Origin of the sequence: Streptomyces diastaticus subsp. diastaticus (genome assembly GCF_011170125.1) — a bacterium.
Lineage (GTDB): Bacteria > Actinomycetota > Actinomycetes > Streptomycetales > Streptomycetaceae > Streptomyces > Streptomyces diastaticus.
This window is the reverse complement of sequence record NZ_BLLN01000003.1, coordinates 376,295-389,130: the sequence shown is the minus strand read 5'-3', so window position 1 is coordinate 389,130 and position 12,836 is coordinate 376,295. Positions and strand designations below refer to the sequence as shown.

The window sequence follows — 12,836 nt, the reverse complement described above, 5'->3', positions numbered from 1 at the left end:
GCCCCCGCTAGCGTGCGGCCCATGACCTCCACCGACGCCCGCTCCGGCCCGCCCCGCCCCCGTGCCCTCACCTTCCACGGCCCGCTCGGCGAGCCGCGCGCCGCCGATCTGACCACCCGGCTCGCCGCGCACCGGCCGGCCACGGTGCTGGACATCGGTTGCGGCTGGGGCGAGTTGATGCTCCGGGTGCTCGCGGCGGTGCCGGGCGCGACCGGGACCGGCCTGGACCTGGACGAGGACGACCTGGCGCGCGGCCGGGCGCTGGCTGCCGAGCGGGGCCTGGCCGACCGGGTCGAGTTCCTCGCCGGACAGGCGGCGGGGACGGAGCACGGCCCGGCCGAACTGGTGCTGTGCCTCGGTGCCTCGCAGGCCCTGACCGACGCGGCGCCGCCCCTCCTGGTCCCCGAGGCGCTGCGGGAGCTGCGGCGGCTGGTGCGGCCGGGTGGGCGGGTGCTGCTGGGTGAGGGGTTCTGGCAGCGGACGCCCTCCTCCGGCGAGCTGGCCCGGATGTGGCCCGACGCGACCGCGAGCGACCATCCCGGGCTGCCGGAGCTGGTGGACGAGGTGGTCGCCGCCGGATTCCGCCCGGCCCGGATCGAGACGGCCACGCCCGCCGAGTGGGAGGAGTTCGAGTCGGGCTACCGCGAGGACGTCGAGGTGTGGCTGGCCGGCCACCCGGAACACCCGCTGGCCGCCGAGACACGGGCCAGGGTCGACCGGCAGCGCGACTCCTGGCTGCGCGGCTACCGCGATCTGCTGGGCATGGCCTACCTGACGCTGGTGCCGCAGGACTGACGGCCGCCCGGCCGGACGGGCCGCATACGCGGGCGCTGCCGGGGTAACCGCCGGTCACCGCGTATGGCCGAGGGGGCCGAAGGCGCCCCGAACGGGGGGATCGACGCAGATCAGGGCCGGTCAGGGGCTTCCCCGGACGGGCCCCGGCCCCTACCATCACGCCCCATCCGACCCGCCCGGCGGGCCCGGCCTCCGCCGGCCACCGGGTTCCCCGAAAGGCCACGGTGCCCGATGAGCACGTACCGCGAGGCGTACGAACTGAGCCTGACCGACCCCGAGCGCTTCTGGGGGGAGGCCGCCCGGGAGGTGAGCTGGACCCGCGAGCCGCGGCGGGTGCTGGACGCGGCGGCGGCACCGCTGTACCGCTGGTTCCCCGACGGGGAGCTGAACACCTGCGCCAACGCCCTCGACCGGCACGTGGCGCTCGGCCGGGGCGAGCAGCCGGCGCTGATCCACGACTCGCCGGTGACCGGCTCCCGGCGGACCCTGACGTACAGCCGGCTCCTCGACGAGACCGCCCGGTTCGCCGGGGTGCTGCGCGAACTGGGGGTGGAGAAGGGCGACCGGGTGGTGATCTACATGCCGATGGTCCCCGAGGCGGTGGTGGCGATGCTGGCCTGCGCGCGGATCGGCGCCGTCCACTCGGTGGTGTTCGGCGGGTTCGCCGCCTCCGAGCTGGCCGTGCGGATCGACGACGTACGGCCGAAGGTGGTCGTCGCCGCCTCCTGCGGCATCGAGCCCTCCCGGGTCGTCGCCTACCATCCGATCCTCGACCGCGCCCTGGAACTGGCGGCGCACGCGCCCGAGCGGTGTGTGGTCCTCCAGCGCGAGAAGCTCACCGCCGGCCTGGTGCCGGGGCGCGACCTGGACTGGGCGGAGCTGATGGCGCACGCGCGCCCCGCGGACCCGGTCGCCGTCGCCGCCACCGATCCGCTGTACGTGCTGTACACCTCGGGGACCACCGGCCGCCCCAAGGGCATCGTCCGGGACAACGGCGGCCACGCGGTGGCCCTGCTGTGGTCGATGCGGAACATCTACGACGCCTCCCCCGGCGACGTCTTCTGGACCGCCTCCGACGTCGGCTGGGTGGTCGGCCACTCCTACATCGTCTACGGCCCGCTGCTGCTCGGCGCCACCACCGTCCTCTACGAGGGCAAGCCGGTCGGCACGCCGGACGCGGGCGCCTTCTGGCGGGTGATCGCCGACCACCGGGTGTCGACGCTCTTCACCGCGCCCACCGCCTTCCGCGCCATCCGCAAGGCCGACCCGGAGGCCCGCCTGCTCGACGCGTACGACACCTCCTCGCTGCGCCACCTCTTCCTCGCGGGGGAGCGCCTCGACCCCGACACCTACCACTGGGCGGGCGGGAAGCTCGGCGTGCCGGTGGTCGACCACTGGTGGCAGACCGAGACCGGCTGGCCGGTCGCGGCCGACCCGATGGGGCTCGAACCGCTGCCGCTGAAGCCGGGCTCACCGACGGTGCCCGTCCCCGGGTACGACGTGCGGGTGCTGCGGGCCGACGGCCAGGAGTGCGCGGCGGGCGAGGAGGGCGCCATCGCCGTCCGGCTCCCGCTGCCCCCGGGGACACTGCCCACCGTCTGGGGCGACGACGACCGGTACGTGGCCTCGTACCTCTCGGCCTTCCCCGGGTACTACCTGACCGGCGACGGCGGCTACCTCGACGAGGACGGCTACCTCTTCGTCATGGGCCGCACCGACGATGTGATCAACGTGGCCGGGCACCGGCTGTCGACCGGCGCCATCGAGGCGGTTCTCGCCGGTCACCCGGAGGTCGCCGAATGCGCGGTGATCGGCGCCGCCGACCCGCTCAAGGGCCAGTTGCCGCGCGGCCTGGTGGTGGCGAAGGCCGGGGCGGGCGAGGACCCGGAGCGGCTGGCCGCCGAGCTGGTGGCGCGGGTGCGGGCGGAGATCGGCCCGGTCGCCGCCTTCCGGCGGGTGGACGTCGTCCCGGCCCTGCCCAAGACCCGCTCGGGCAAGATCCTCCGCAAGACGATGCGCGCACTGGCCGACGGCCGGGACGAACCGGTGCCCTCCACCATCGAGGACCCGGCCGTGCTGGACGCGCTGCGCGAGGTCCTGCGCGGGGAGTGACCGCCGCCGGCCCCGGCTACCAGGGCAGCGGCCCCCGCCCGGCGCCGCCCGCCGCCAGCAGCCAGGAGAGGGCCAGCACGATCACCACGATCGCCGCGAACACGTACAGCGGCCGGAAGCGGTACGCGCCGCGCTTCACCGCGAGCCGGCGCCGGGCGGGGGCCGGGCGGCGCGGCTCGGCCGCCGGGCGCACGGAACGGCCGAGCCGCCGTCTCCAGTACACGAAGCGGTAGTACAGCTTGGTCATCGCGGTCATCGTCGCCCCCCGGCGGTCGTCTGCTCCTCCCTCCATCGTGCACGCACGGGTGTGCGAACGGCCCGCAGTCCCTCGGAAAGCCTCCGGCCGCTCGCGGCGGGTCGGTCCTCCTCAGTCGCGGACCGTCAGCACCTCGGCGGGGGTGCGGCGGCCGGTACCCCGGGGAACGGGCGGCCCGTACCCCAGCCGGAGCACCATCTGGACGTGCCCGGGCCCCTCGGAGGGGTCGCGCAGCAACCAGCGCAGCGAGGGCTCTTCCAGGGCCCGGGTGACCGGGGCGGCGCTGAGTCCGGCGCGGGTCGCGGTCAGCAGGACGCGCTGGAGCGCCTGACCGGCGGCGAGCCAGTCGGCCGGCTCGTCCCGGAGCGTGAGGAGCAGGGCGATCTGCGGCTCCCGCTCGAAGTCGGCCCACGGCCGGTCGGGGTGCTCGCCGAACTCCCGCACCGCGGCCTCGCCCTCCCGCATCCGGGGGCCGAGCGCCCCGCGGGGAATGCCGTCGGGTGTCTCCCCCTCCTCGGAGCGCAGCCAGCCCTGCTCCTCCGCACGATGGCCCGGCGCCTCCCCGGCCTCGGCGTCGGCGAGCAGGTCGAGCACCATCCGGTAGTGCCAGCCCTGGGGGAAGACCAGCCGGGCCCGCTCGGCGGTGGCGGCGCGGTCGAGCTGGTCGCGTACCACCTCCGGGATCCGGGTCTCCGCGTAGGGCTGCCGGTTGGTGCGGCGCTCCGAGACGGCCGGGTGCAGGGTGGCGGCCTCGCGTTCGACCTCACCCCGGCGCAGCCGTACGGCGGCGAGCACGTCACCGCCGGTGGCGGGGGGCAGCGGCGAGACCCAGGCGTGCAGCCCCGCGCGGGCGGCCGCGACCCGGAGGTTGAAGAGGGCCGCACCGCAGCCGAGGTGGAGCGCACGCCGGCGCGGGTCCTCCTCGGGGAGCGTCCGCGCGGCGTCGGCCAGCAGCTCCAGGACTCCGGAGCGCCGGTGGTAGACGTAGGCCCACGGCTGGGCGTTGTGCATGGAGGGGGCGGCGCAGGCGTCCCGCACCAGGTCCTCCAGGTGCGCCTCGGTGATCGTGACGGCGTCGGTGGCTTGCGAGCTCGAGGTCATCGTCATCGCCTCCCGCTTCCCACCGTAGGACAGGCCCGGCGGGGCTTCCACTGACGAAGGTCCCGGTCCCGGCCGGGTGCTGGCGGGTCGGAGGGCGGGCGGTCCCGGCCCCGCGTCCGGCCGGTGTGAGGAGGGAGGCCCCGTGGCTCACCGCTCCGCGGCCACGTCCGGTTCCTCGGTGAGGAACCTCCGCAGCGACCGCTTGAGCGCCGCCACGAACCCCTCCCGCGCCTCGGCGCCCAGCAGGTCCAGGGAGAGGTACGGGTTGAGGTCCTCCAGCTCGACGAGGAGCAGCTCACCCTCGCGGGTGCGGCAGGCGTCGACCCGGGTGACCCCGTGGGCGAGGCCGTTCCACTCGACGAACCGGCCGGCGAAGGCCAGGTCCGTGCCGGTGGGCTCGTAGGGCACCAGCTCCCAGCGGCGCTCCGGGTCCGGGGCGTGCAGCGCGTACCGGAAGCCCCGGTCGACGTACACGAAGGACACCTCGTACCGGAAGTCGACGCGCGGCTGGGCCAGGACGGTGCCGTCCAGCCGTGCGGCCACCTCCTCCCGTGGCAGGAACTCCAGCCCGACGGAGTCCGCCCCCGCGACCGGCTTGACCGCGTACGAGGCCGCCTCGGGCAGCCGGTGCAGGTCCCCGGCCCGGTCGACGGTGGGGATGACCGGGTACCCGGCGGCGGTCAGGTCGAGGAGATAGCCCTTGCCGGCCATGTCGCCCTTGCCGGTCAGCGGGTTGTAGACGCGCAGCCCGGTGGCGAGCGCGTGGGCGCGAAAGGCCTCCCACGCCTCCCGGTGGTGCAGCACGGGGCCGCTGTTGCGGACCAGGACCGCGTCGAAGGAGCCGGCGAGCGCCCGCGCGTCCCGCGGGTGGCAGAGGGCGAGGTCGAACTCCTCGCGCAGCCGGGAGGCGAGCCAGGTGTCCTCCTCGCCGTACCGGCGGCCGCGCGCCGGGTAGCTGAGGTCGGTGACGAGCAGGAGGCGGGGGCGGGCGGGGACGGGCACGGGGACTCCCGGGGCGGGCGGGGCGGTGGTGAGGCGTCAACCTACCCGCGGGCGGAGCGGGCCCGTCGTCCGGGGGCGAGCCGGCCCGCTGTCGGCGGCGGGCGGCATCCTGGGCACATGTCCTACCGCCATCCGCGCCAGACCTGCCCCGTCTGCCACCGCTCGGTCGCCACCCCGGGCGGGCGCTTCGCCCGCCACGACCCGCCGGACCACGGCACCCCCGGCTTCCTCGTCAGCTGCACCGGCAGCCTCCGCCAGGCCCCGCCCGACGGGGAGCAGCCGCTGCTCTTCGCGGCGGAGACCGGGGACGGTCAGCTCGACCTCTTCGCGGCGGGCGACGAGGACACGCCGGAGGCCACCGGCCCCTGAGCCGGGTCCGCGCCCGGGTGCGGCAGCAGGAGGCGGAAGGTGCAGCCCTGGCCGGGAGCGGTGTCCAGCTCCAGGCGTCCCTGGTGGCCGGTGGTGATGGCCGCGGCGATCGCGAGGCCGAGGCCGGTTCCGGGGGGTGTCGCCCGGCCGCCGGGCCCGGCGCGGTAGAAGCGCTCGAAGACGTGGGCGGCGTCGGCCGGCGCGATGCCCGGACCCCGGTCGGCGATCTCCACCACGCACCAGGGCGTCCCGGCGGGCGGCGGACCGGTCGCCACCCGGCCGGGCCGGTCGCCGCCCCAGCCCCGGGTGCCGGCCTCGGCGGTGCCGACCCTGACCTGGACGGGGGTGCCCTCGGGGGTGTGGGTGGCGGCGTTGGCGAGGAGGTTGCCGAGGATCTGGGCGAGCTGGTGGGGGTCGCCGGTGGTCTCCACGATGTCGAGGTCGTGCTCGGGTCCGGCGGCGCTCAGCGGGGTGAGCGTGAAACTGTGCCGGGGGTGGTGGACGGCGGTGGTGGCGACGGCGTCCGCGCACAGCGAGAGCAGGTCGGCGGTCTCGCGGTGCGGGCGGGGGCCGTGGCCGAGCCTGGCCAGCAGGAGGAGGTCGTCGACCAGGCGGCTCATCCGCTCGGCGTTGTGGTGGATCAGTCCGTGCGCCTCGCGGCGCCGGTCGGCGCTCATCGCGGGCTCGTGCAGGAGGAGTTCGGCGAAGCCCTGGATGGCGGTGAGCGGGTTGCGCAGCTCGTGGCCGGCGTCCGCCATGAAGACCCGCAGGTGCCGCTCGGAGCCCTCGGTGCGGTGCAGCGCGGTCCGCAGCCGGTCGAGCATGGTGTTGAGGGCGAGGCCAAGGCGGCCGACCTCGGTGTCGGGGTCGTCGACCGGCACGTTGAGCCGGAGGGCGCCCGCGGTGATCTGCTGGGCGGTCTGCTCCACCCTGGTCAGGGGCCGCAGCCCGAGCCGGACGGCGGCGCCGCCGAGGGTGACGACGCCCACGGCGACGGCGGCCCCCAGGGTGAGGCCGACCCAGCGCAGCTTGGTGGTGGCTCCGTCGACGGTGTCCAGCGGGAGGGCGACGACGGCGCGCATGCCGTCGGGACCGTCATGGGTGCGGACCCGCCAGTCGGAGCCGGAGGAGCCGGCCGAGGCCACGGTGGCCACCCGGCCGCCGTCGGGCGCCAGTTCCCCCACCGTCTCGGGCAGCCGGGGGCCCGGGGCGTCGTCCTGGCCCAGGGAGGTGTCGAGCAGGTGCCCCCCGCGGTCGTAGAAGTAGACCCGGTAGTCGGAGGGGAGGGCGTCGCCGGGGCCGGGCGGGGGCGGGGCGTTCCCGGCGGCGATCTCACGGTGGACGCCCTCGGGAGGCCGGAAGTGCGCGAGCCGGTCGTCGACCTGGTCGGTGAGCCAGGCCCGTACGACGGCGAGCCCGGCGAGCTGGCACACGGCCACCGCCGCTGTCGCCAGCAGCCCCGCGATGAGCACGAGCCTGCCGCGCAGCGAGCGGGGCCGCGGCGCGCGGAGCGGCCTCACCGCGCGCCCGGTGCGTGGCGCGGCAGGCGCAGGCAGTAGCCCACCCCGCGCACGGTGTGCAGGAGCGCGGGCGGGTCGCGGTCGACCTTCCGGCGCAGGTTCTTGATGTAGGTGTCGACGATGCGGGTGTCTCCGGAGAAGCCGTAGCGCCAGACCTCCTGGAGGATCTCGCCCTTCCCGCGCACCCGCTCGGGGTGGGACATGAGGCAGGCCAGCAGCCGGAACTCGGTCGGGGAGAGCCGCACGAGGCGTCCGGCGCGGTGGACCTCGTGGGCGTCCTCGTCCAGGGTGAGATCGGCGTAGGCGAGGACCGGGCGGGCGTCGGCGGGTGCGGGAGGCAGGCCGGTGCGCCGCAGGATGGCGCGGACGCGCAGCAGCACCTCCTGGACGTGGAAGGGCTTGGTCACGTAGTCGTCGCCGCCCGAGCTGAGCCCGATGATGCGGTCCTCGACCTCGGTGCGGGCGGTCAGGAACAGCACGGACACGTGTAGACACCGCGGGCCCGCAGGTCGCGGGTGATCCGGTAGCCGTCGGTGTCGGGCAGCACGACGTCCAGGACGATCAGGTCCGGGTGGCGGCCGCCGGCCAGGGCCATCGCCTCCTGCCCGGTGGCGGCGCCGGTCACGGTGTAGCCGGCGGCGCCGAGGGCGGAGGTGAGCAGGGTGCGGATGCTGGGATCGTCCTCGACGACCAGGACCGTGTGCCCGGACGCGGGCCCCCGGGTGGCGCTCTGCTGGACGTGCACGGTGGTTGCTCCGGAGGGGAAGGGTGCGGTACCTGGGCGGGCCGGCGCCGCCGGCCTCCTCACGCGGGAGGGGCCGGGGCGCCGGGGCGCTCAGCCGGTCACCTGCTCGTCCTCCGCGAGGGCGGCGGCCCGGTCGGTGACGGTCCTGGTGAGCTGGGAGACGGCCGTGTCCAGCTCCTCGGACCCGGCGCCCGCCGCACGCGCCTGACCGGCGATGGCCTCGACCTGCTGCGCGGCCGTTCCGGAGGCGTAGAACCGTTGGTAGAGCTCCTGGTACGCGGTCAGGTAGACCTCGTCGAAGGCGTCCGTCTCCAGGAACCTGGTCTTCAGCGGGTGTTCCGCCGCGCCGGGGCCGCGTTCCCGGCCCTGCTCGCCCGCTCCCCCGGGACCACCCCGCGGCATCCCTTCGGGCGGAGCTTCCGGCATTCCCTCCGGGCGTCCCCCGGGCATCCCCTGGGGCGGGCCGGCGGCGTCCTCGTCCTGCCGCCCGCCGGGCGCCCCGCCGCCCGCGCCGCCCCCCATTCCGGCCGAGTCGTCCGGCCCGGCCTCCATGTTCCCGCTGAAGGTCAGGTTGTAGTCCCAGCCCAGCACGGAGAATCTCTTGGTGTCGAGGTCGTAGCGGAGCAGGTAGTTCTTGCCCGGCCCGGCCATGTCGTCGAAGTTCAGCAGCAGGTTCTGGGTCGCCACGTAGGCGGCGAGCGACTCGACGTCGACGTACTGGTCGAGGTCGCGGGCGAACTCCTCGTCGGAGGCGTTCTCGACCCACTTGATGAGCTTCATGACCGGCTCGAGGTCCTGACTGCCCTTCTTGTTGAGCTGCTTGAAGGAACTCTCGTACGCCGACGGGTCGTCGCCCTGGTAGGTGAAACTGCTGCCTGCCCGGGCCTTGTACAGCACGGCGTTGCCGTCGCCCAGCTCCTCGGCGTAGTCGGTGTCCGGGTTCTCGACCATCAGCCGCGTGGCGGCCGTGCCCCCGTTCACCTCGACGCTCGTGAAGGCGTACCGCTCGGCCTTCTGGCCGCTGGACCCGGTCAGCGACAGCGACAGCGCCTCGTTGAGGGGGACCTGGCCGTCGCTGCCCGGCCGGAGCGAGATCTCCCGCTCCCCCTGGTAGGCGCGGCCCTCGGCGTACTCGTCGATCTTGACCAGCCACGGCAGCTCCTCGGGCTTGTCCGCCGAGAGGTCGTACTGCGTCATCCCGCCGCCCCGACCGCCCCGCCCGCCTCCGGCGTCATCCGTCCCGGCGTCGCCGGTCCCGGGGTCCTGCGCGGCCTGACCGTCGCCGCCCTGCGGGGCGCCCGGCAGGGCGCGGCCCCCGGGCGAGTCCCCGTCACCCCGCAGGGACATCAGGGTGGAGTTCCCCTTGAGCCGGAGGCCGACGTCGTCGAGGTACACCCCGTCGATGACGAGGTCGGCCTTGATGTAGTCCTTGGTGCCGTCCTCCTCGAACTCCTTCATCATCTTGTCGAAGTCGGTCTGCTCATAGGTGAGCTGGACGGTGTGCGCGACCGAGGTGTCGTACAGGGCGACCGTTCCGGTGACGTCGTCGGTGATGGCGTCCGCCTCCACCCGGGAGGTGGAGGTCACGTACGGGGAGATCCGTACGTCGCCGAGGAAGGCGACCATCATGACGAGGCCGACGCCCAGCGTCGCGACGGGTTTCCAGTGGTGACGCAGCCGTACCGGGAGCCGGTCCCGCAGACGCCGCTTCCGCCCGCCCGTGGTGGAGGTGCCGGTCATCAGAGGTCCGTGCTGTCGTAACCGGTCAGCACGGTCACCCGCTGCCCCGAGGTGCGGGCCTGGAGCGCGCTCACCAGCTCGCCGGGTGCGGTGCCCTTCTTGAGCCGGACCGTGTAGAAGACCTCGTTCAGCGCGCCGCCCCGGATGGTCTCGGTGCTGACCAGCTCGAACTCGCTGGTGTACTTGATCAGTACGTCGCGGATCTGCGGGGTGTGGTCCTCACCGGCCGGGACCTGGACCTTCACCACCTGGCGCTGGACGTCGAGCGCGAACCAGTCGAACTTGTGCATGAAGACGACGACCGCGCAGATCACCACGGCGCCGACGGCGGCCAGCGTGTAGAAGCGCGCACCGCACGCCATGCCGATCGCCATGGCGAGGAAGACGAAGCCGACGTCCCTCGTCTCCTTGATCGCGTTCCGGAACCGGATCACCGACAAGGCCCCGACCAGGGAGAAGGCCCGCGCCAGGTTCGAGCCGACCACCAGCATGATGAGCGCGACCACCATGCCGACGATGACCAGGGTCTGCACGTAGGACTGGCTGTAGGAGACGTTGCGGTGCGTGTAGCGGTACACGTAGCCGATGACCGTGGACAGCAGGAACGACAGGACCATCGCCGCCACCACGTCCGCGACGCTGAACGTACCGCTCAGCTCCTGGAGATCGAGATCGAAATTCACTGTGCTCCTGCTTTCATGGGCGCGTCCTGCGCCTGCTGCTGTGCGTGGGAAGGGGGAGGCGGGTAGTCCGCCTCGTCTATGTGGAAGACCGAGCGCGGCGCGAGCCCGAACGCCTCGATGGACTGCACGTACTTCGAGACCCGCACGAGGGTGAGGTCGCGCCGCGCGGCCAGGTCGGTGATCCAGTACGGGGTGCGCTCGTTGACCTTGATCTCCATCACCGCCAGGTGCGGCGGGACGGTGAACCGGTTCTCCGGGGTCCGCGTGCCGAAGTGGAAGTCGCGGTCCCGGCCGCGCACCCGCCGGTCGAGGGTGACCCGCAGCCCGGTGTCCGCGTCACGGCCGACCAGGGCCTCGCGCTGGTAGCCGGTGATCGCGGCGGGCCGGAGGTTCAGCCGCACGATCAGCTCCAGCACCTCCTCGACGAAGGCACGTTCCCGCGTCGAGTGCGGCACCAGCTCCCGGCCGTCGCACAGTTGCCTGGCGACGCCGTAGGGAAGGGTGATGCGCCGCTTCTGCGTGACGCGGTTGACCCGCTGCTTGATCTCCACGCAGACCGGCGACGCGTCGGTGACGCCGTCCAGGTCGCCGTAGTGCCGGATACGCAGCTTGCGCCGGAACTTCAGCCCCTCGATCTTCTCCCAGTAGAACCGCAACTGGGGCGTGTCGTAGTAGAGGCTCCACACCCCGTAACCGCCGGCCGGGCAGTGCGCGTCGCGGTCCATCCGCTCCGCCAGCTCGTCCCGGATCCCGGCCGCCCGCTCCACCGGGACCAGGTACTTCAGCTCGAACCGGTTGAACGCGTGCAGCCGGCTCGCCACTTGCGTGGCTTCCCCGTCCGCTCCGCTCCCACCGGCCCCGGGCGCGCCCCGACCGCCTTCTCGCGCTTCCGCTCTCGACAGGGACACCATCCGCCTCCTCGTTCGCCGTCGTGGTCCGACCGGCCACCGACAAGCAACCAACGGCAGATGAGGAAGGCCTGAGAAACGCGGGTGTACTACGTGAGTATTCGACAAGAGCGAGGAGCGACCGGGACATGGCCGGGAGGGGAGAAGTGCCCCCGGAACGCCGAGAAGCGCCCCCGACGCGGGCCGGGGGCGCTTCTCAGCCGTGAGGCGGCAGACGAGTCGGGCTGTACGCCGGGTCCTGTCGCCCGGGGGCCTCGCGGCCTCCGGGGAGACGGCCATCCATCTAGGACCGGCATTGCTGCCGGCCTCGAGCGGTCCACCCGCGGACTCGGGCGAGCAGCCCTCGAACGTCCGCGCAGGGCCGCCTGCCGGCGGCCCCTCTTGACCTTGCTCCGGGTGGGGTTTACCTAGCCGCCTGAGTCACCTCAGACGCTGGTGGTCTCTTACACCACCGTTTCACCCTTACCGAGGGCCGAGGCCCCCGGCGGTCTGTTTTCTGTGGCACTGTCCCGCGGGTCACCCCGGGTGGGCGTTACCCACCACCCTGCTCTGTGGAGCCCGGACGTTCCTCGGGGAGATCCGGGGATCTCCACGCGGCCGTCCGCCCGGCTCGTCTGCCGTGCGTTCATGGTACCCGCAGGCCGGGACCATGAGCGCGGCGCCGCCCGGCGGGACGGCCCATTACGCTGGCCGGGGCGGCCTTGGCGGGTCGCCCGTGGGGTCTGCCGTCGCCGAAGGAGTCACATCGTGCTCGTGCTGCTGCCGCCGTCCGAGGGGAAGGCCGCCTCGGGGCAGGGCTCGCCGCTGAAGCTGGAGGAGCTGTCGCTGCCGGGTCTCACCGAGGCCCGGGAAGCCGTGCTGGGCGAGCTGGTGGAGCTGTGCGCCGCCGACGAGGAACAGGCGCGCACCGTCCTCGGGCTCAGCGAGGGGCTGCGCGGCGAGATCGGCAAGAACGTGGAGCTGCGCACCACGGGCACCCGCCCGGCCGGGGAGATCTACACCGGCGTCCTCTACGACGCGCTGGGCCTGGCCACTCTCGACGAGGCGGCGGCGCGGCGGGCCGACCGGTCGCTGCTGGTCTTCTCGGGCCTGTGGGGGGCGGTACGGCCGAGTGACGCGATCCCCTCGTACCGCTGCTCGATGGGGGTGAAACTGCCGGGCATCGGGGCGCTGGCGGCTCACTGGCGCGGGGCGATGGCCGAGGTACTGCCCGCCGTGGCCGGCTCGGGGCTGGTCCTCGATCTGCGCTCGGCGGCGTACGCGGGCGCGTGGAAGCCGAAGGGCGAGGTGGCGGAGCGTACGGCGACGGTGCGGGTGCTGCACGCGCGGATGGTCGGCGGCGTGGAGAAGCGGTCGGTGGTGAGCCACTTCAACAAGGCGACCAAGGGGCGTCTGACCCGCGACCTGCTGTCCGCCGGGGCCGGACCCGAAGGTCCGGCGGAACTGGTGGAGGCGCTGCGCGGGCTGGGGTACGTGGTGGAGGCACGTGAGCCGGAGAAGGCGGGAAGTTCGTGGGCGCTGGACGTGGTGGTGACCGACGTCCACGGGCGCTGAGCCCGCCCCGCACCGATTGCACTGTGCGCAACGGGCTTTGCGCACAGTGCG

At 74.1% G+C, this 12,836-nt stretch carries 11 protein-coding genes, 1 other RNA gene and 1 pseudogene; 4 read left to right on the top strand and 9 right to left on the bottom strand.

Features of this window, described 5'->3' with window-relative positions; all coding sequences use genetic code 11:
- Positions 1–21: 21 nt before the first annotated feature.
- Positions 22–795, top strand: a complete 774-nt coding sequence (locus Sdia_RS10160) for a cyclopropane-fatty-acyl-phospholipid synthase family protein (RefSeq protein WP_100453357.1) — start codon at positions 22–24, stop codon at positions 793–795.
- Positions 796–858: 63 nt separating this feature from the next.
- Entirely contained in the window at positions 859–2,907 is a 2,049-nt protein-coding gene (locus tag Sdia_RS10155; RefSeq protein ID WP_370464538.1) for a propionyl-CoA synthetase, read from the top strand.
- 16 nt (positions 2,908–2,923) lie between these two features.
- Here Sdia_RS10155 and Sdia_RS10150 read toward each other — a convergent pair whose 3' ends face one another.
- The 3 genes from Sdia_RS10150 to Sdia_RS10140 form a co-directional block, all read right to left on the bottom strand.
- A complete protein-coding gene (locus Sdia_RS10150) occupies positions 2,924–3,154 on the bottom strand; it encodes a hypothetical protein (protein ID WP_229830530.1) in 231 nt (76 codons plus the stop codon).
- Between the two features lie 120 nt (positions 3,155–3,274).
- Entirely contained in the window at positions 3,275–4,270 is a 996-nt protein-coding gene (locus Sdia_RS10145) for an Acg family FMN-binding oxidoreductase (RefSeq protein WP_370464537.1), read from the bottom strand.
- A 141-nt stretch (positions 4,271–4,411) separates the two neighbouring features.
- Positions 4,412–5,266 (bottom strand): hypothetical protein, encoded by an 855-nt coding sequence (locus tag Sdia_RS10140; RefSeq protein WP_100452925.1) that lies wholly within the window; start codon positions 5,264–5,266, stop codon positions 4,412–4,414.
- A 117-nt stretch (positions 5,267–5,383) separates the two neighbouring features.
- Between Sdia_RS10140 and Sdia_RS10135 the strand changes: the two genes are divergently transcribed.
- Positions 5,384–5,635, top strand: a complete 252-nt coding sequence (locus tag Sdia_RS10135; RefSeq protein ID WP_100452924.1) for a hypothetical protein — start codon at positions 5,384–5,386, stop codon at positions 5,633–5,635.
- Here the strand turns inward: Sdia_RS10135 and Sdia_RS10130 are convergent.
- From Sdia_RS10130 to rnpB, 6 genes and pseudogenes are all read right to left on the bottom strand, one after another.
- Positions 5,578–7,155, bottom strand: a complete 1,578-nt coding sequence (locus tag Sdia_RS10130; protein ID WP_189499947.1) for a sensor histidine kinase — start codon at positions 7,153–7,155, stop codon at positions 5,578–5,580. The genes Sdia_RS10135 and Sdia_RS10130 overlap by 58 nt on opposite strands.
- Positions 7,152–7,900, bottom strand: a pseudogene (locus Sdia_RS10125) (response regulator transcription factor). The gene Sdia_RS10130 and the pseudogene Sdia_RS10125 overlap by 4 nt, the downstream one beginning before the upstream one ends.
- Positions 7,901–7,990: 90 nt before the next feature.
- Positions 7,991–9,640: a CotH kinase family protein gene (locus Sdia_RS10120; protein WP_189499946.1), complete on the bottom strand. Its 1,650-nt coding sequence runs from the start codon at positions 9,638–9,640 to the stop codon at positions 7,991–7,993.
- Positions 9,640–10,323 (bottom strand): DUF4956 domain-containing protein, encoded by a 684-nt coding sequence (locus Sdia_RS10115; RefSeq protein ID WP_100452920.1) that lies wholly within the window; start codon positions 10,321–10,323, stop codon positions 9,640–9,642. The genes Sdia_RS10120 and Sdia_RS10115 overlap by 1 nt, the downstream gene beginning before the upstream one ends.
- On the bottom strand, positions 10,320–11,144 hold the full coding sequence (locus Sdia_RS10110) for a polyphosphate polymerase domain-containing protein (protein WP_100452919.1): 825 nt from the start codon (positions 11,142–11,144) through the stop codon (positions 10,320–10,322). The genes Sdia_RS10115 and Sdia_RS10110 overlap by 4 nt, the downstream gene beginning before the upstream one ends.
- A gap of 298 nt (positions 11,145–11,442) precedes the next feature.
- Positions 11,443–11,844: RNase P RNA component class A (gene rnpB / locus Sdia_RS10105), an RNA gene on the bottom strand.
- A 134-nt stretch (positions 11,845–11,978) separates the two neighbouring features.
- Here rnpB and yaaA point away from each other — a divergent pair.
- Positions 11,979–12,785, top strand: coding sequence for a peroxide stress protein YaaA (gene yaaA, locus Sdia_RS10100; RefSeq protein ID WP_161499794.1), 807 nt, complete (start codon positions 11,979–11,981; stop codon positions 12,783–12,785).
- Positions 12,786–12,836: the final 51 nt, after the last annotated feature.

Coding starts and splice junctions, on each gene's coding strand:
- Sdia_RS10145 (WP_370464537.1), bottom strand. CDS start 4,270: ATGACGATGACCTCGAGCTCGCAAGCCACCGACGCCGTCACGATCACC.
- Sdia_RS10155 (WP_370464538.1), top strand. CDS start 859: ATGGCCGAGGGGGCCGAAGGCGCCCCGAACGGGGGGATCGACGCAGAT.
- Sdia_RS10160 (WP_100453357.1), top strand. CDS start 22: ATGACCTCCACCGACGCCCGCTCCGGCCCGCCCCGCCCCCGTGCCCTC.
- Sdia_RS10150 (WP_229830530.1), bottom strand. CDS start 3,154: ATGACCAAGCTGTACTACCGCTTCGTGTACTGGAGACGGCGGCTCGGC.
- Sdia_RS10120 (WP_189499946.1), bottom strand. CDS start 9,640: ATGACCGGCACCTCCACCACGGGCGGGCGGAAGCGGCGTCTGCGGGAC.
- Sdia_RS10135 (WP_100452924.1), top strand. CDS start 5,384: ATGTCCTACCGCCATCCGCGCCAGACCTGCCCCGTCTGCCACCGCTCG.